Origin of the sequence: Thermomonas hydrothermalis, assembly GCF_900129205.1 — a bacterium.
GTDB lineage: Bacteria > Pseudomonadota > Gammaproteobacteria > Xanthomonadales > Xanthomonadaceae > Thermomonas > Thermomonas hydrothermalis.
Genome location: NZ_FQUK01000040.1, coordinates 1 through 17,944 on the forward strand (window position 1 = coordinate 1; position 17,944 = coordinate 17,944).

The window sequence follows — 17,944 nt, forward strand, 5'->3', positions numbered from 1 at the left end:
CCGCCGCCCCGCAGACCGGACAGGCCAGCCGGGCCGTATCGCACGACACCTCGAAGTGGATCGCCCCCTCATCCGGACGAAACGACACGCTGTCTACCGCCCACGGCGGCGTCAGCCCCAAAGCCTGGGTGAAGAGTTGTTCTTGCATCCGCCAAGGCTGACATCATCCGGCGGCCCGTTCCACACCAGACGCGATGGAGCCCAACAAGCGTGGACAGGGCGCGGCACTGGCGCGCTGGCGGGCCATTCAGTCGGCGCGCCAGACCAGTGGGGCGCACTACGGCGACAGCGCCACGGTCGGCGCCGGGCTGCCGATCCTGCGCACCCTGCGCGCGTTACAGGCGGGTGGTGATCGCATCCACGCCATCGCCGGCGTGCTGTCTGGATCGCTGGCGTGGCTGCTGCATCAGTACGACGGATTGCGTCCGTTTTCCGGATTTGTGCGGCAGGCCTGGCAGGCCGGCTATACCGAGCCCGATCCCCGCGAAGACTTATCCGGCGAAGATGTGCGCCGCAAGCTGTTGATCCTGGTGCGAGCGACCGGCGTGGCGCTGCATGCGCGTCAGGTGCAGGTGGCGTCACTGGTACCGCCGGCGTTGGCGGCCGTGCCGGTGGATGGCGTGCATGCGGCGCTGACAGCGCTCGATGCTCCACTGCGGGCGCGCTATGCCGAGGCCTGGAAAGCAGGTGGGCGGTTGCGCTACATCGCCCGCTGGCAGGCGGGCGGGCCAGCGCAGGTGGGGCTTGCGATGGTGCCGGCGGATGACCCGCTGGCTGCGGGCAGCGGTACCGATAATCGGGTTGCGATCTGGTCGGACCGGTATGCCCGTCAGCCGCTGGTGTTGCAGGGGCCAGGGGCTGGCGCCGAGGTGACCGCCGCGGCGTTGCTGGATGATGCGCTGGCGATCCAGGCCGGGCAGCGCCTATGACGACTGTGAGAAGAACTCGGCGATCGGTACCGGCCGCTGGAACACATACCCTTGCGCAAAATCGACCTTGAGCGCACGCAGCAGGGCCAGTTGGGCTTCGTTTTCCGCCTGTTCGGCAATCGCCCGCATGCCCAGCAGGTGGGCGATGTCGGTGATCGCGCGAACCACCGACTCCGATAGCGGGGAGGTCGTCAGATCGCGAACGAAGCTGCCATCGATTTTCAGGTAGTCCACTGGCAGATCGCGCAGGTAACTGAAGGAACAGAAGCCGGTGCCAAAGTCGTCCAGTGCGAACCGGCAGCCCAGGGTGCGCATGCGCTGGATGAACTGGCGGGCCAGCGAGAGATCACGCACCACGTTGGTTTCGGTGATTTCGAAACAGAGCTGTTCGGCGCGCAGCTTGCTGCGGCTCAAGCGACCGGCCAGGTAGTCGCCGAACTCCTCGTCCACCAGGGTGGCTCCACCCAGGTTCAGACCGCAATGGGCCACCCGTGCGGCGGCGTCGGGATGCTGATCCAGCCAGGCCAGGGTGGCATTGATCACATGCCGATCCAGGCGTGGCCCCAGCCGGAAGCGTTCGGCGGCGGCCACCAGATTGGCCGGTGGATGCAAGGTGCCGTCGGCGTCACGCCAGCGCAGCAGTACTTCGAAATGGAGTTGACGCGGGTTCGGTGGCGATGTCAGTGGCACGATCGACTGGCACCAGAGTTCGATCTGGCGCCGTTCCAGCGCATCGCGGGCGTCCAGCGCGGTGCGCATCATGCGGTTGCGGGTGCGCAGGCTTTCGTCGTCCTCGGCCACCACCAGCAGGCGGTTGCCGCCCAGATCCTTGGCCTGCTGGCAGGCGGCATCGACTCGGGAGAGCAGCTCGTGAAAGGCGGCATGCGGCGGCAGGCTGGTGGCCAGGCTGATGCTGGCCGTGGTACGCAGGCTGGCGTCTTGCCAGCCCACCCGCAGTGCTTCGATGCTAGCCAGCAGGCGCCGCGCGGGTACCGAGGCCTGTTCGGCGGCGGCCTCCAGCAGCACGGTGAACTCGTCCCCGCCGCTATGCGCAAGTAGAGCGTTGGGAGCAAACGTGTTTTGGATCAAGCGCGCGACCTGCCGCAGCACCTCATCGCCAGCGGCATGGCTGGCCGCGTCATTGACCAGCTTGAAATTGTCGAGGTCGATGTAGAGCAGGCTCAGCGGCCCCTGCGAGTGCGCCAGCCGGGCACGGGCCTGCTCTTCGAAGGCATCGCGGTTGAGCAGCCCAGTTAGCGGGTCGACCATAGTCCGATGTTGCAGGGCCGCCATTGCCTGGCGGCGTTCGTGGTAGGAGGCGGCAAGCAGGATGGGGATGACGGAGAGCACCACCAGCGAACCCATCAGCAGCGCGGTGTCCTGCAGCGAGTGGGGACGGTGGAAGCCGGGTGGGCCAATGCCCAGGCCCAGCACCAGTGCCAGCAGCATCGTCACCAGCGAGGTCGCCACCGCTGTGAAGGCGGGCGAGAACCGGGCCGCCGACCACAGCAGCAGCGCCAGCGGCAGGGCGGCCAGTGCCAGCGGGTAGAAGCTGTCGCGCTCCGGGAATGCCATGCCGCCGCTCAGCAGCAACAGCATGAGCAGCAACCAGACCACACGTTCACGCAAGCGGGCCGGGCTTTGGGGAGACGCTAGCGTCAGATCCTCCTGCGCTGCTCCGAACAACAGCAGCATGGTGGGGGTCAGCGCGGTCGCTCCCAGCAGGTTACCCAGCAGCCATTGCAGGAAGGCACGCGGCCACTCGTGCAGCGGCACCATCCCGGCAACGACAAGACCAATGCTGCCGAGACTGGCGCTGATCGTGCACAGCAGGCTGCCTGCGCGCAGCAGTGCCCAACCGGTCTCGGTCCGCAGCCGCAGCTGCGGATGCGTGGCACGCACATACCGGGCCGCGACCCAGATAGCGATGGCGTTGCTGGCAAGCGAAAACGGCAGGAACAGCAGGGGCACCGGGGCCAACAGGAGGTGCAGCAGCAGCTGGCCGGCGATGACCGACAGCACATAGGGCGAACCAAAGCGCAGGACGGCGGCAAAGCCAATGCCGGTTGCTGGCCAGAACAGAGCGACGTCAGCGGGTGTGTGCAGGTACAGCACGGCGATGGCCGCCCCTGCGAAGTACAGCGCCGCCAGCAGAACACCTCGCGAGAGTTGGGAGGCCATCGGATTCATGGCGCGCCTCTCTCGGATGAAAGGGTTTCGGGTTGCCCGCAAGGGGCGCCGTAAAGCGTCACCAGGCCCTGTTCGACCAGCCAGCCCGGGTCGCCTTCGGCATGGTCGAGGTGTCCTGAAAGTTGCACGCCGGGCGTCGGCCGGAAGGCCATCCAGCGGTGACGCCCGGCGGCCTTGGCGGCGTACAGGGCGCGGTCGGCCAGGGTCACCAGCTGATCCCAGCGCAGCAGTTGCGGATGTTCCGGGAACAGGGGGCATTCGACCAGGCCGACCGAGACCGTGATTGTGTGCTGTTGCCCGTTGCCCAGGTCGAAGCGATGGCTGGCGATCTGGCTGCACAGGCGCTGGCCGATCCCATCCAGGCTGCCGCGTGGTTGCGGCCGCAGCACCAGCAGGAACTCCTCGCCGCCCCAGCGCACCGCGTAGTCGCCGTCGCGTTTGAGGCTATTGAGCAGCGTGCCGAGCTGGGCCAGCACCTGGTCGCCGGCGGCGTGCCCCCAGGTGTCGTTGATGCGCTTGAAGTGATCCACGTCCAGCAGCGCCAGCACCAGTGCCTCGCGGCCTGCGGCAAAGGCCGGATCGCGGGCGTAAAACGCCAGATCCAGGGGCATTTGCTGGGTCAGATAGCGGCGGTTGTGCAGGCCGGTCAGGGGGTCGGTGAAACTGAGTTGTTCCAGCCGGGCATTGGCTTCCTGCAAGGCCTGGGTGCGTTCCTGTACCAGGCGTTCCAGTTTTTCGCGCTGGCGGCGATGTCGGTATTGCAGCCAGTGGTAGCCGGCAAACACCAGCACAGCCAACACCATGGCAAGTACGGCCGCAAATGCCTTGGTCTCGTAGAAATGCGCCGGCACATGCAGCCGCAACCGGGCCGGCCCGGCCAGTGGCGCATCGGGGTTGCGATCGACCAGCTCGAACAAATAATCGCCTGGTGCCAGCCCGGCATAGGCGATGCTGCGCTGACCTGGGGTGTCCAGAGCCTGCCAGTCGCGGTCATGGCCGACCAGCCGGTAGTACAGGTCGGGCAGGCGCGCGGGTCGAGCGCGGGCGCGCTGAACTCGATCTTCAGGCTGCGCGCCTCCAGGGGCAGGCGCAGGCCGTTGGGCTCTGGCAGGAACGTCTGCTGGCCCGCCACCACGCGTTCGATTCGCAGCGGCCAGGCTGGCCCGGCAGGCAGGGGGGCGGCGCTGACCTGCAGCATGCCTTCACGGGTGGGTAGCCACAGCAGACCATCGCGCAGCAGACCGCGGCCATTACCCGCACCGTTGCAGCATTTGCCCGGCTGGCCGCCGGGGCGGTCGAAGCCGGAGTTGATGACGATGCGCGCCTGCAGCGGTGTGGCGGGGCTGTGGGGAATACGCCGAAGTTCGCGCAGGGGCAGGCGGTAGATGCCCTGGGTGCCGGCCACCCAGAGGTCATCGCCGATTTCCGCCAGATGGGTCGGCACGTTGGACGGCAGGCCATGGGATTGCGCCAGTTCGTGCCAGCGCCGCTGCGCGTACAGCCAGAGGTGTTGGTCGCCGCCCAGCACCAGGCCGCCGTCGTCCAGCTCCAGGAGTGCGGTGACCCCGACCCCGTCCGGCAGCCCGGTCTGCCGGCCTATGGGTTGCAGCGTGCCGTTCTGCCAGGCATACAGGCCTTGCGTGGTGCCCAGTAACAGGCGGCCGTCGCGGGTCTGGTACAGGATGCGCACGCGCGGGTCGGTCAGGCCCGCCTGCGCGTCATAGCGTTGCAGCCTGCCCTGCCAGAGCCGGAAGGCGCCTTGGGTGGTGCCAAACCAGAGCGCCCCGTCGCGTGTGCGCAGGATGGCGTGCACCTGCGCCCCTTGCAGCGGGGCCAGCAGCGGCGGGCGTTCGGGCTGGCGCTGGCCGCGCCGCAGGACGGCCACTCCGCTGCGGGTGCCAATCCAGAGCGCATCGGGTTCGGCCAGCAGGCTGTAGGCGGCCGGATGTGGCAGGGCACTGCCGCGCACCACTGGCGTGAAGCGGCCGGCCTGCCAGCGGGCCACCCCGTCGCTGCCGCCCGCCAGCACACTGCCGTCGGGTGAGGCCACCACCGTCCATAGCAACGCGGAGGTCAGCCCCTCTGGCGTGGAGAGCAGCCGGGTCCGTCCATTCCAGATCCGGGCCAGCCCGTCGGTCAGGCTGCCGGTCCACAGGCTGCCCTCCCGATCCTCGAAGATCACCCGGACGTTGCGGCTGCCGGGCTGGTGTTCGATGTGCTCCGGCGGGCGGCCGGGGAACAGCCGTTCCAGATAGTGCGGGGTGGCCAGCCAGAGGTTGCCGTCGCGGTCGCAGGCCAATGCTTCGATGGCGCGCTGGCGCTCACCCTGCTGGCCGGCCACCAGATCCCACTGCTGGTCGCGCAGGCGCAACAGACCGCTGCGGGTGCCGGCCCAGAGCGTGCCGTCGCACCACACCAGATGATCGGCGTCGGCACGTTCCAGCCCGGCCGGGAAGGGCAGCACCTGCCGTTGCCCACGCTGGATCCGGGTCACCTGCCCCGGGCTGCCCGCCCACAGGGTGTCGCCTTGTACCAGCAGGCCGGTGACCGGGCCGGGCAGGGCATGCAAGCGGCGCAGCCGCTCACCGACGACGCTGTACACGCCATCCGGCCCGGCCGCCAACACGGTGTCGCCTGCCAGTGCCAGAGCGTTCACCGGGAATCGGCGTGCGCTGGGAATGGGATCGGCCGGCACTGTCCGCAGCTGGCCGTGGGCCAGCACCAGCAGGCCTTGCGGGGTGCCGATCCACAGCCGGCCCTGGCGATCCGGCAGCAGCGCCTGCGCCATGTTGTCCAGGCCCAGCACGCGCGGGCGGGAAACGGGTTCGAAGCGCACCCCGTCGAAGCGGGCCAGACCCGCCTGGGTGGCCAGCCAGAGCCGCCCTTCGGCATCCTGGGTGATGGCCATGACGCTGATCTGCGGCAGGCCCTGCGCCACGTCCCAGGTGTCAACCACGTAATCGCGGTAGGGTTTGTCCGGGGTGAGTGCCAGCGCCTGCAGGCACGGCAGCAGGCCCAGCAGCACGGCGGCAAGCCCGCGCAAAAGCGCCTTCCCTGGCGGCCTTGCGCAGGTGCGCTGACTGGCGCTGGCGTGGTTGCCCACGGTGCTCCCCCTTCAAGCCTTCCGCAGCAGAGTAACGCCAAAATGCCCGCGCGTGCCATGGCGCAGCACGCGGCAGGCAGTCCTACGGCGTGTAACGGCGTTCCAGTGTCGATAGCGGCCAGCAAGGGCAGGACTTGACCCCGGCCCGGCCGGTCAGCACTCGATGACGTTGACGGCCAGGCCGCCGCGGCTGGTTTCCTTGTATTTGTCCTGCATGTCGCGGCCGGTGTCGCGCATGGTCTTGATGACCTTGTCCAGCGACACCTTGTGGCTGCCGTCGCCGCGCAGGGCCATGCGGCTGGCGTTGATCGCCTTGACCGCGCCCATCGCGTTGCGCTCGATGCAGGGGATCTGCACCAGCCCGCCGATCGGGTCGCAGGTCAGGCCCAGGTTGTGTTCCATGCCGATCTCGGCGGCGTTCTCGATTTGCCCCGGCGTGCCACCCAGCGCGGCGGTCAGGCCGGCGGCGGCCATCGAGCAGGCCACGCCCACCTCGCCCTGGCAGCCGACTTCGGCGCCGCTGATCGAGGCGTTTTCCTTGTAGAGGATACCGATCGCGGCGGCGGTCAGCAGGAAATCGAACACGCCCTGCTCATTGGCGCCGGGGCAGAAGCGGGTGTAGTAGTGCAGCACGGCCGGCACGATGCCGGCGGCACCGTTGGTGGGCGCGGTGACCACGCGGCCGCCGGCGGCGTTTTCTTCGTTCACCGCCAGCGCGTAGAGGTTGACCCAATCGAGTACGGTGAGCGGATCGCGCAGTGCGGCTTCCGGCCGGGCTGACAGCTCTGCGTACAGGGCCGGTGCCCGTCGCGGCACGTGCAGTCCGCCCGGCAGTTCGCCAGGGTGGCGAATGCCGCGCGCCACGCAGTCCTGCATGGCCTGCCAGATTTCGCGCAGCCCATCGCGGATGGCCTCGGATGTGCGCCAGACCTGTTCGTTTTCGAACATCAGCTGGGCGATGCTCAAGCCGCTGCGCTGGCACTGTGCCAGCAGGTCGGCGCCGCTGTGGAACGGGTAGGGAAGTTCGGTGGTGTCGGCGACGATGCGATCCTCGGCTGCTTCGTCCTGGTTGACCACGAAGCCGCCACCAACCGAGTAATAGTCGCGGGTGGCGAGCACCTGACCATCGCCATCGTAGGCGGTGAAGCGCATGCCATTGGTGTGGAACGGCAGCTTCTGCCGCTTGTTCATCACCAGATCGTGTTTCTCGTCGAAGGCGATTTCGTGCCGGCCGAGCAGGCGGATGCGTTTGCTGCCGCGGATGCGCTCCAGCGCCGCGGGGATGATGTCGGGGTCGATCAGGTTCGGCCAGTGGCCCTCCAGCCCCATCAGGATCGCTTTGTCGGTGCCGTGGCCGCGGCCGGTCATGGCCAGCGAGCCAAACACTTCCGCGCGTACCCGCGCCGTGCGTTCCAGCATGCCGTTTTCAGCCAGCCAGTGGCTGACGAAGCGTGCCGCCGCCCGCATCGGGCCGACCGTGTGCGAAGAGCTGGGGCCGATGCCGATCTTGTAGAGGTCGAAGGTGGAGACGGCCATGAATGCACGCAGCGCTGGAATCGGGGAGATCGCTATTCTAGGCGCCCTTTCAGGAGTCACCGTGACGCAGGCGTATGGGCTGGGTGTTGTATCAGCGTGACCACTGCCATCTGTGTGACCAGGCCCTGGCGGTGCTGGCCGAGGCCCGGGTGCCTGAGTTCGACAGTGTGTACATCGATGGCGATGCCGCCTTGCAGGCGCGCTATGACCTGCGGGTGCCGGTGCTGCAGCGGGCGGATGGTGCCGAGCTCGACTGGCCGTTCGACGCGGACATGGTTCGACATTTCATGCAGGGTTGAACGGTCTGGATGCTTGCAAGTGGCCAGCGGCATTGCCAGCATCGCGGCATCGGGGAGGGAACCATGCGTCGAAGCCTTGCATTGCTGCTGCTGTGGCTGGGGTGTGCCTGTGTCTGGGCTGGCGTGCCGGAACGGCCGCGTCTGCGCATCGTCGGAACTGCGCAGGGGCTGCCGTCCACCGAGATCAACGCGCTGGTGCGCGATGCCGACGGGTATGTCTGGATTGGCACCACCGACGGGCTGGCGCGTTACGACGGCGTGGAAATGCGGGTATGGCGGCATATGCCGGGGCAGGCGGATGGTTTGCCGGGCAACCACGTCCAGGCGCTGCTGGTGGATGCACGCAACCGGCTTTGGGTGGCGGTCGAAGGCGAAGGCGTCAGCATTCTCGATGCCGCCCGGCAACACGTCCACACCCTGCGCAAGCGCAGCCATCCACAACTGGGCAGCGATGATGTCTGGGCCATGGCCCGGCAGGGTGATGCCGTCTGGCTGGGCACCTATGACGGCGGTCTGACCCGGGTCGATGCAGACGGCACCCTGCGTCACTACGGCAGCGCCCAGGGCTTGCCCGCAGACACCGTGTTGTCGCTGACCGTGGATGGGCAGGGCGTGCTGTGGGTGGGCACCATCCGGGGCGTGGCGCGCCTGCGCGGGGACGTGTTCGAGCTGGTCACACTGCCAGCGCAGGCCAATCCCGGCATGGTCTATGCGGTGAGCGTGCAATCCGACGGCGTGTGGCTGGGCGCCAGTCAGGGGGTGTGGCGCTGGCAGGACGGCCGCTGGCAGGTGCCGGAGTGGGCGCCGATGTTTCAGCGCCCCAATGCCCTGCTCGCCATCGTCACCGATGCCCATGGCGATCACTGGATCGGCAGTCAGCGAGGGCTGTGGTACCAGCATGGCGACCAGCCGCCGGTGCCGGTGCCGCTGGGGATGCCGGACGTGCCGCGCTCGATCAGAGCCCTGTTGGGCGAGAAAGACGATGCCTTATGGGTGCCGGTGCAGGGCCGGGGTCTGGGCTACCTGCGCTCGGATTGGCGGCAGCTGGCGCTGTATCAGGGCGCCGAGGACGGCCTGCACGGCGCGGTGTACCGTGCGCTTGGCAAGTCCCGTCTGGGCGGGGTCTGGCTGGGCGGGCTCAGCGGCATGATCGAATACCTCGATCCTCAGGGCGAGGTCAGCACCTTGCCGGAGCCGGTTCTCGACCGGCTGCGCAGCATCAAGCCGGCCGGGATCGCAGAGGATGCCCACGGTCAGCTGTGGCTGGCGCACCGCGGCGGACTGGTTCGGGTGGGCCGCGATGGTCGCATCGACGAATGGACGGCAGATGACCCCGTGGCCCCGGTGCCGGCCGGGCAGGTCGGGTTCGTGTTGCCGGCGCGGGACGGCCGGCTGTGGGTGGCCGTGGTGGGTGGCGGGGTGCAGCAGCGCGATCCGGACAGCGGTGCCATTCTTCGCAATCTGCCGGCCGGTGAGGACAGCGGTCTGGGCATGGCCGACATCGACGCCATGGTGCTGGCACCAGACGACACACCGTGGGTGGGCACCAGCACCGGCGTACTGCGTTTCGACGCTGACCGCGGGCGTTTCGTGCCGGTGCCGGCCATGGGGTCGGGGCGGGTCTTCGCGCTCGGGTTCGATGGGCCGGATCAACTTTGGCTGCAACGTCTGTCCGGTCTTGAGAGCTACCGCCGGCAGGGCCGCGACTGGGTGCGCAGCGAGCATGTCGATGCCCGCCAGGGGATGCCGGTCGTGGCTGCCGCCGCGCTGCTGGTGGATGCCCGGCATCGCGTCTGGATCACGACCACGCGCGGTCTGTTCCGCTGGGATCCCGCACAGCGCCGGCTGGCCCAGGTGGCCCTCGATGTCGCCGGTGGTCACGAGGAATACCTGGATCGCGCTGCAGTGCTGCGTGACGACGGCGTGCTGGTGGCCGCCACGGCCGATGGCAGCCTGCGCCTGGTCGATACCACCTTCACCGAGCCGACGCGGCGAGCCCCGCCGCTGCGCTTAGACAGCGTCGCCGTGCGCCGACAGGGCCACTGGCGCGACATCCCCGTGCACAGCGGGTTGCGCTTCGGGCCGGATGACCGCGAGTTCCGGATCCGGGCGCGCCTGCTGGACTTCGATGATCCCAGCGGGCACCGCTACTGGGCCAAGCTGGACGGTTTCGACAGCGACTGGGTGGCGCTGGGTGCGAGTGGCGAGCGGGTGTTCACCGGGCTGGCACCGGGCCGCTACGTGTTGCACATGCGGGCACAGGACGCCGCCGGCACGCCGGCCGCCGAGCAAACGCTGCGTTTCGAGGTGCAGCCGCCCTGGTGGCGCACCGGCTGGGCGCTGGCCGCCTACGCGCTGTTGACGCTGCTGGCGTTGGTGTTGCTGGCACTGGCGTACCGTGCGCGCTTGCGCCGTCAACATGCCTGGCAGCTGGCCGAACACAAGCGTGAGCTGGCCGAACAGGCCTCGCTGGCGAAATCGCGGTTTCTGGCCACCCTCGGTCATGAGGTGCGCACCCCCATGACCGGTGTGCTGGGCATGGCCGAGCTACTCCAGTCCTCGCCGCTGGATGCGCGCCAGCGCGGCTGGGTGGAGGCCATTCATCGCGCCGGTGAGCATCTGCTGCGGCTGGTCAACGATGCCCTGGATATGGCCCGGATCGAGGCGGGCAAGCTGGAGCTGGCGCAAGATGAGTTTTCTCTGCGTGCCCTGGTCGATGATGTCGCCGGCCTGCTGGGGCCGGTGGCGGAGCGTAAGGGGCTGCGCTTTACCGTCGAGATCGCCCCCGATGCGCCGCCCGGCCTGCGCGGTGATTGCACCCGGGTGCGCCAGATCTTGTTCAACCTGCTGGCCAACGCGATCAAATTCACCGAGACCGGTGAGGTCGGGGTTCAAGTGCAGGCGTTGTCGCCACACGGCGTGCGTCTGGTGGTTCGCGACAGTGGCCCCGGTTTGAGTCAGCAACAGCAGCAGCGCCTGTTCCGTCGGTTCGAACAGGCTGAAGGCGTGCGGACCTACGAGCGCTACGGCGGCAGTGGGCTTGGGCTTGCGATCTCGCAGGAACTGGCGGCGGCAATGGGCGGGCGGATCCGGGTGGAGAGCGCGCCGGGGCAGGGGGCTCGCTTTGAAGTCGAGCTGCCGCTGCCGGTGGTGGCGGCTCCGCCCACGGCCACCCCGGACGAACGCCTGCCACAGCAGGCATTGCGGCTGCTGCTGGTGGAAGACGACCCCATCGTGGCCGAGGTCATTGCCGGCCTGCTGCGCGGGCAAGGACATACGGTGAGCCACGCCAGCCATGCCCTGGCGGCGCTGGCGGAACTGCGCGGCGGTGGCCCCTTCGATGCTGCCTTGCTTGATCTGGACCTGCCCGGCATGGACGGCCTGACCCTGGCGGGCATGTTGCGCACGCACGGGTTTTCCGGCCCGCTGGTGGCGGTCACGGCGCGCTCCGATGGCGATGTCGAAGGTCAGGCCCGCGCGGCCGGTTTCGATGCGTTCCTGCGCAAGCCAGTGACCGGGGAGATGCTGGCGCGTGCGCTGGAGGCGGCTAGACGCTGATGCGCCTGTGAATCCAGAACCGCGCGTGGTGAAGCGGGCTTGGTTGCGGCAACGCCTCCGGCGCCAGCGAGCCGCGCAAGTCGCTCCCCGATACGCGCTTGGTTGCGCTGCCTCACTGGCGCCGGAGGCTGGGGCGCAGCTGTGGGTGTCAGCGCTTGCTGTAGGCGTGCACTTCGTCCACCAGCACGGCCACGTGGTCGGGGTTCATGTCCGGCGACATGCCGTGGCCAAGGTTGAAGACATGGCCTTCGCGGCTGCCTCCATTGCCGGCGGCGTAGCTGTCCAGCACCGCGCGGGCCTGGGCCCGAATCGCCTCGGGGTTGCCGTACAGCATCGCCGGATCCATGTTGCCCTGTAGTGCCACCCGGCCAGCGTTGCGGCGCGCGGCATCCTCCAGTGTCACCGTCCAGTCCACACCGATGGCGTCGGCGCCGCTGGTGAACAGTGCGTCGAGGTGCGGGGCGTTGCCCTTGCCGAACAGGATCACCGGCGCACCGAGCCCTTTCAGGGCGGTGGCGATGCGGGTGAGATAGGGCAGCGAGAACTCGCGGTACATCGCCGGGCCCAGCGTGCCGCCCCAGGTGTCGAACACCTGCAGCGCCTGCGCGCCTGCGGCATGTTGTGCGCTGAGATAGGCGATCACCGCCTCGGTGATCGTGGTGAGCAGCCGGTGCATGGCCGCCGGCTCATTCAGCGCCAGCGCCTTGACCTTGCCCCAGTCCTTGCTGCCGCCGCCTTCCACCATGTAGCAGGCCAGCGTCCACGGGCTGCCGGAAAAGCCGATCAGCGGTACGCGACCGTCCAGCTCGCGGCGGATCAGGCGCACCGCGTCCATCACGTAACGCAGCTCGGTCTCCATGTCGGGCACGGCCAGCGCGTCGATCTCGGCCACGCTGCGCAGCGGGCGCTCGAACTTCGGGCCTTCGCCCTCGACGAAATGCAGGCCTAACCCCATCGCGTCGGGCACGGTGAGGATATCGGAGAACAGGATCGCCGCATCCAGCGGGAACCGGCGCAGCGGTTGCAGGGTGACCTCGCAGGCCAGCTCCGGGGTCTTGGCCATGGCCAGGAAGCTGCCGGCGGCCTTGCGGGTGGCGCGGTATTCCGGCAGGTAGCGACCAGCCTGGCGCATCAGCCAGACCGGGGTGCAGTCCACCGGTTCGCGGCGCAGCGCGCGCAGCAGGCGATCGTTGTGCAGGGGCTGTGTCATGGGGTGATCCTTCTGGCCCGGAGGCTGGCCAGGGCAAAGGCGGTGGGGGAGGACAGGCGTGCAGGCCGGGTCATGCCGTCATGCCGTTGGGCACCTGGTCACCTTTGGCGAAGACCAGTTGGAACCCCTTGCGCAGCAGCGCGTCGCGTTCTTTCTCCAGCGCCGCCACGGCGCTGGCATGATCGTGATAGAGCGTGCGGCGCAGGGTGCTGCGGCCGCCGGTCTGGCCGCTTTCGCGCAGCAGTTCCCAGCCCCCCAGCAGGTCTTGCTGGAGCTGGAGCTGGACGAAGCGCGGGGCTTCGCCGGCGAGAGGACGTTGTTGCAGCAGCAGGCGCATGGGGCGGCATTGTAAGGTGCGTAGCCGGCGCCTGCGCGCCCCGGCGCTACATCGCTGGCCGGCCGTGCTGGCCGGGGATCACTTCAGGAGGACGACATGCAGCGCGTGACTGGCATCGGCGGCATTTTCTTCAAATCACCGGATCCCAAGCGCCTTGGCGCCTGGTACCGGACGCATCTTGGCGTGGACGTGACGGACTGGGGCGGTGCGGTGTTTCCGTGGGGCGGTCCTGATAGCGCGCCAGGCATGACCCTGTGGACGCCATTCGCCGCGGACACGGACTACATGGCCCCAAGCACCGCGCCGTTCATGGTCAATTTCCGGGTGGCCGACCTTGACGCGCTACTGGCCGCGCTGCGTGAGGAAGGCTGCCAGGTGCTCGACAAACGCGAGGACTCGGAATTCGGCAAGTTCGGCTGGGTGATGGACCCGGATGGCAACAAGGTCGAGCTGTGGGAGCCGCCGCCGGGGCAATGAGACTTGCGGACGGTCAGCCGGCGTCGCCCAGGACCGCCAATACCGCAGCTTCTTCCACACCGGTCACCACATGGGCCAGACCGGGGCCGTCCCAGAGGATGAAGCGCAGGCCGTCCGCCTGCGCCTTCTTGTCCAGCCGCATCCGCGCCAGCAGCGCGTCCGGTGTCAGCCCGGCAGGCAGCGCCACCGGCAGGCCGAAGCGCAAGAGCAGCGTGCGCAGCGCCTCCGCGTCCGCCCAGGCGGCCAGACCCAGTCTGGCCGACAGTCGCGCCGCCAGTACCATGCCCACCGCCACCGCCTCGCCGTGATTGAGGCCCTGGCCGTAGCCCTGTTCGGCTTCGATGGCATGGGCGAAGGTGTGGCCGAAGTTGAGCAGTGCGCGTTCGCCACGTTCCAGCGGATCGCGCTCGGTGATCTCGGCCTTGTGCGCACAGCTGCGGGCGATGGCCTCGGCCAGTGCGTCGGACTCGCCTGCCAACAGGGCGTCGGCGTGGTCGGTCAGCCAGTCGAGGAAGGCGGCATCGCGGATGGCGCCGTACTTGATCACTTCCGCCAGACCTGCGCGCAGCTCGCGCGCTGGCAGGGTGCGCAGCGTGGTCGTATCGGCCAGCACCGCGCGCGGCGGGTGGAAGGCACCGACCAGGTTTTTGCCGTGCGGGATATCCACGGCGGTTTTGCCGCCCACCGAGGAATCCACCATCGCCAGCAGGGTGGTGGGGAGTTGCACGCAGTCGATGCCGCGCATCCAGCAGGCGGCGGCAAAGCCAGCCAGATCGCCGACCACCCCGCCACCCAGGGCATATACGCAGGCGTCGCGGGTGGCGCCCAAGCTGGCGAGGGCATCAATCACCTCGGCAAAGCGGGTCAGGGTTTTTTCCGCTTCGCCGACGGGCAGGACATGGCACGCCAGGCACAGGTCGGGCCGGGCGGTCTGCAATGCCGATTGCACGCGCCCGGCATACAGCGGCGCCACATGGCTGTCGCTGACGATCAGCGCATGGCGGCCGCGCAGCGTCTCCGCCAGCAGCGTGCCGTCGTCGAGCAGGCCGGGGCCGATATGGATGCGATAGGGCGCGGCGCCGCCGACGTCCACGTGTCGGTTGGTCTCCGTCATGCGTAGCACGTCCCGGTCGGGTTGAGCCGCGCCGCCAGTGCGGCCGCAAGTGCCTCGGGCGACCCGGCATCGGCGTCGAACACCAGATCGGCGGTCTCCAGGTACAGGCGTTCGCGCTGTGCCTGTAAAGCGGCCAGCCGTGCGGCCGGATCCGGTGTATCCAGCAGCGGGCGGCTGGTATCCCCATGCAGGCGATGGAGCTGGGTGGCCAGCGACACCCGCAGGTACACCACGTAGCCATGCCGGCGCAGAGCGTGGCGATTGTCCGGATCCAGCACCACGCCGCCGCCGGTGGCGATGACCGCCGGGGGGCCGGCCAGCACGTCGGCAAGCGCGGCACGTTCGCGCTTGCGAAACCCTTGTTCGCCTTCGCGCTGGAACAGCAGCTGGATGGTGACGCCCGCCGCCTGCACGATGACAGTGTCGAGATCGACGAAGGGCCGCTGCATCTGCTGTGCCAGCAGGCGGCCCAGTGTGGTTTTGCCTGCGCCCATCGGGCCAATCAGGACGAGGTGGGGGCGGTCGTGCATGGTCACATGCTAGCAGTGGAATGCAGCGCTGCGACCATTGCGCGACAATAGCGCCATGCGCACGATCCCCGATGACATCCTGGCCCGGTTCGATGCTCTGTTCGAAGAGGCGCGCGTTGCCGGCGAACCCGACCCGACCGCGATGGTGCTGGCCACTGCCACGCCTGACGGTGTGCCATCCGCGCGGATGGTGTTGCTGAAGGCGCACGATGCGCGCGGGTTCGTGTTCTACACCCATCTGGACGGGCGCAAGGGCCGCGAGTTGCAGGCCAATCCGCGCGCTGCACTGCTGTTTCATTGGCCGCGGGTACGGGAAGGTGTGCAGGTGCGCATCGAAGGCAGCGTCGAGCAGGTCACCGCTGACGAGGCCGATGCGTATTTCGCCAGCCGTCCGCGCGGCAGCCAGCTCGGTGCCTGGGCGTCGAAACAGTCGGAGACGCTGGACACGCGCGAAACCTTCGAGGCGCGGCTGGCGCAGTTCGAGCGCGAGTTTGCCGGGCGTGAGGTGCCGCGACCGCCGCGCTGGACCGGCTTCCGGGTGGTGCCACATGCGGTGGAGTTCTGGTACGGCGCGCAATACCGCTTGCATGAGCGGCACCTGTTCGAGCGCGCTGCGGACGGCCGCTGGTCGCAGCGGATGCTGTATCCGTGAGTGCGATGCCGGTCGGGCCGCGCCGCATCGTCTGTCTGACCGAAGAGCCCACCGAGGTTCTGTACGCGCTGGGCGAGCAGGACCGCATCGTCGGCATCAGCGGCTTTACCGTGCGGCCACCGCAGGCGCGGCGAGAAAAGCCCAAGGTCAGCGCCTTCACCAGCGCCAAGATCGACGAAATCCTGAAGCTGGAACCCGACTTCGTCATTGGCTTCTCCGACATCCAGGCCGACATCGCCGCCGAGCTGATCCGCCGCGGCGTGGAGGTGTGGATCAGCAACCATCGCAGCGTGGACGGCATCCTGGACTATGTGCGCCGGCTCGGTGCGCTGGTCGGTGCCGGCGACCGCGCCGCCGTCTATGCCGATGCATTGCAGCGCAGGCTTGCGGCCATCGCGGATGAGGCAGCGCGGTTGCCGCGCCGGCCGAAGGTGTATTTCGAAGAATGGGACGAGCCGCTGATCACCGGCATCCGCTGGGTGGCGGAGCTGATCCGCATCGCGGGTGGGGATGACATCTTCCCGGAGCGCGCGGCAGCGCCGCTGGCAAAGGCCCGCATCCTCGAAGATCCCGACGAGGTCGTCCGCCGTGCGCCGGACATCATCCTGGGATCTTGGTGCGGCAAAAAGTTCCGGCCGGAAAACGTCGCTGCCCGCCCCGGCTGGTCGGCGATCCCTGCCGTGCGGGACGGGCAGCTGTTCGAAATCAAATCCCCGCTGATCTTGCAGCCGGGGCCGGCGGCGCTGACCGATGGCGTGGCGGCGATTGCCCGGATCATTCACGCCTGGGCGCTGTCAGAGCGGAGTGGGAGGAAGGTGGGGCGTCCCTGCCCCGGTTGCTGACGTCCTCCCCTGGAGCGACATGGCCGCGTCCGGGCGGCCTTGGTGCCTGCGTTCAGTCCTGTGGCACCGGGTTGAGCTCGCAGTGGCCGTGCGGGTCACCGGGGCCCTGCACCCAGTGCGAGCCTTTCGGGCACTTGCCGATGGTGGTATTGGCACCGTTCAAACCGGGACTCGGCGCGGCACTGCGCAGGAGCGACGTTGCCGCTGGGGCAACGGCCTTTGCCGGCGGGTTCAGACCGGGGCGCGGCGCGGCCGGGCCCATGATTCCACCTGGCTCGCTGCCGGGGGCATTGGGATGGGCCAGCCGGGTTTCGATCGGCTTGGGCGGCTGCGGCCGGTTGATCTGCGCGCCTGGGCCGACCGGGAGTTCCCGGGCCGTGCCGTTGGCAGGCCCGCAATAGGGCGGGCAAATCTGGACATGTGCGGGGCTGGCCGGTTGCGCTGCCTGTTCGCGCGTGTGTGGTGTCAGCTCGGCGTCGGCCTTGAACTTCACGACTTTCTTTTCGCCAGCCTGTTGGTCGGTGTCGGACGCGGCCGGCGATGCCGGCTGGGGAGCGGTGGACTGGGCCTGTACCGAGGGCAGCAGCGACAGGCCAAGCAGGAAGGCGAATGTGGTGGTGGCAATGCGTGACATGGCAGTGTCCTTTGGGGAGAGCAGCCGGGGCGGGAGTGCCCGGCCTGCATGAGCAGAAATCGGCGCCAGGGGCGCGATTTTTTTGCCGCGGGTAGTGCGGGCGGGGATTGGTCGGGAATCGTTCAGAAAAATCCCGCCGTGGCCATGCTGGATGGATGTGCGCGCATCAAAGCGAGCGCGGCGCGTGCGAACGCAAGCGCTAGCAGCCTGTTGAAATTCGACCCGGCGAAGCCCCCGACTCGGTCGGCAGCGCGGATTTCTCGCTGCTCAGGCGCTTCGCAAGCGCGTCCCGCGCTCTGAATAAGCCCGATTTCGGGCTTCCGGGCGCACCTTCCCCGCCGGGGCCGCCATCACGCGGCCCCCGCGGCGATCAGCTTCGGCAGGCGGACGAGGTTGCTCGCCGCCATCGCCAGCTGAAACAGCGCCTCGACCTTCGTAAGGCCGCGCTGCTTGACCTGACGCATTCCAGCAGCCGCCTTGAGCCATCCGAAGTGCGTTTCGATCCAGGCGCGCGTCCGCAGGCTGATCGCATA

At 68.6% G+C, this 17,944-nt stretch carries 15 protein-coding genes and 1 pseudogene; 6 read left to right on the plus strand and 10 right to left on the minus strand.

Translation table 11 applies throughout. The features are described from left to right. Positions 1-203 precede the first annotated feature (203 nt). Positions 204-929 (plus strand): annotated as a pseudogene (locus tag BUA29_RS10015) (homoserine dehydrogenase family protein); the annotation flags it as partial. Here BUA29_RS10015 and BUA29_RS10020 read toward each other — a convergent pair. The 4 genes from BUA29_RS10020 to BUA29_RS10035 form a co-directional block, all read right to left on the minus strand. Beyond that, complete coding sequence (locus tag BUA29_RS10020) at positions 924-3,110, minus strand: putative bifunctional diguanylate cyclase/phosphodiesterase (RefSeq protein ID WP_178137921.1); 2,187 nt, start codon at positions 3,108-3,110, stop codon at positions 924-926. The pseudogene BUA29_RS10015 and the gene BUA29_RS10020 overlap by 6 nt on opposite strands. A gap of 5 nt (positions 3,111-3,115) precedes the next feature. Then, positions 3,116-3,817: a GGDEF domain-containing protein gene (locus BUA29_RS12465; RefSeq protein WP_245770540.1), complete on the minus strand. Its 702-nt coding sequence runs from the start codon at positions 3,815-3,817 to the stop codon at positions 3,116-3,118. Further along, positions 3,766-6,222, minus strand: coding sequence for a ligand-binding sensor domain-containing protein (locus tag BUA29_RS12080; protein ID WP_143148902.1), 2,457 nt, complete (start codon positions 6,220-6,222; stop codon positions 3,766-3,768). The genes BUA29_RS12465 and BUA29_RS12080 overlap by 52 nt, the downstream gene beginning before the upstream one ends. Before the next feature lie 153 nt (positions 6,223-6,375). Next, entirely contained in the window at positions 6,376-7,758 is a 1,383-nt protein-coding gene (locus tag BUA29_RS10035; protein ID WP_072756429.1) for an L-serine ammonia-lyase, read from the minus strand. 74 nt (positions 7,759-7,832) lie between these two features. Here BUA29_RS10035 and BUA29_RS10040 point away from each other — a divergent pair, with 74 nt between their 5' ends. Both BUA29_RS10040 and BUA29_RS10045 read left to right on the plus strand, forming a co-directional pair. Continuing rightward, complete coding sequence (locus BUA29_RS10040) at positions 7,833-8,057, plus strand: glutaredoxin family protein (RefSeq protein ID WP_072756430.1); 225 nt, start codon at positions 7,833-7,835, stop codon at positions 8,055-8,057. Positions 8,058-8,120: 63 nt separating this feature from the next. Next, entirely contained in the window at positions 8,121-11,615 is a 3,495-nt protein-coding gene (locus BUA29_RS10045) for a hybrid sensor histidine kinase/response regulator (RefSeq protein ID WP_072756431.1), read from the plus strand. Positions 11,616-11,763: 148 nt separating this feature from the next. On the opposite strand, the gene hemE is transcribed toward BUA29_RS10045, so the two are convergent. Together hemE and BUA29_RS10055 are read right to left on the minus strand one after the other, a co-directional pair. Further along, on the minus strand, positions 11,764-12,825 hold the full coding sequence (hemE, locus tag BUA29_RS10050) for a uroporphyrinogen decarboxylase (protein ID WP_072756432.1): 1,062 nt from the start codon (positions 12,823-12,825) through the stop codon (positions 11,764-11,766). A 70-nt stretch (positions 12,826-12,895) separates the two neighbouring features. After that, complete coding sequence (locus BUA29_RS10055; protein WP_072756433.1) at positions 12,896-13,162, minus strand: WGR domain-containing protein; 267 nt, start codon at positions 13,160-13,162, stop codon at positions 12,896-12,898. Between the two features lie 96 nt (positions 13,163-13,258). On the opposite strand from BUA29_RS10055, the gene BUA29_RS10060 reads away from it, so the two are divergent. After that, a complete protein-coding gene (locus tag BUA29_RS10060) occupies positions 13,259-13,639 on the plus strand; it encodes a VOC family protein (RefSeq protein ID WP_072756434.1) in 381 nt (126 codons plus the stop codon). Positions 13,640-13,652: 13 nt separating this feature from the next. On the opposite strand, the gene aroB is transcribed toward BUA29_RS10060, so the two are convergent. After that, positions 13,653-14,753 (minus strand): 3-dehydroquinate synthase, encoded by a 1,101-nt coding sequence (gene aroB / locus BUA29_RS10065; protein ID WP_072756435.1) that lies wholly within the window; start codon positions 14,751-14,753, stop codon positions 13,653-13,655. Beyond that, the gene (locus tag BUA29_RS10070) at positions 14,750-15,283 is read right to left on the minus strand and encodes a shikimate kinase (protein WP_084602438.1); all 534 of its coding nucleotides are present in this window, start codon (positions 15,281-15,283) and stop codon (positions 14,750-14,752) included. Before BUA29_RS10070 ends, aroB begins: the two co-directional genes overlap by 4 nt. Positions 15,284-15,338: 55 nt before the next feature. Here BUA29_RS10070 and pdxH point away from each other — a divergent pair, with 55 nt between their 5' ends. Both pdxH and BUA29_RS10080 read left to right on the plus strand, forming a co-directional pair. Continuing rightward, positions 15,339-15,935 carry a pyridoxamine 5'-phosphate oxidase gene (pdxH, locus tag BUA29_RS10075; protein WP_072756436.1) on the plus strand — a complete coding sequence of 199 codons (597 nt, stop codon included), beginning with the start codon at positions 15,339-15,341 and terminating at the stop codon, positions 15,933-15,935. Between the two features lie 5 nt (positions 15,936-15,940). Next, positions 15,941-16,777, plus strand: coding sequence for a cobalamin-binding protein (locus BUA29_RS10080; RefSeq protein WP_072756437.1), 837 nt, complete (start codon positions 15,941-15,943; stop codon positions 16,775-16,777). Positions 16,778-16,829: 52 nt separating this feature from the next. On the opposite strand, the gene BUA29_RS10085 is transcribed toward BUA29_RS10080, so the two are convergent. Both BUA29_RS10085 and BUA29_RS10090 read right to left on the minus strand, forming a co-directional pair. After that, a complete protein-coding gene (locus BUA29_RS10085) occupies positions 16,830-17,411 on the minus strand; it encodes a hypothetical protein (RefSeq protein WP_072756438.1) in 582 nt (193 codons plus the stop codon). Between the two features lie 350 nt (positions 17,412-17,761). Continuing rightward, positions 17,762-17,944, minus strand: a 183-nt coding sequence (locus BUA29_RS10090; RefSeq protein WP_178137902.1) for a transposase, incomplete at its 5' end; no start/stop codon positions are given.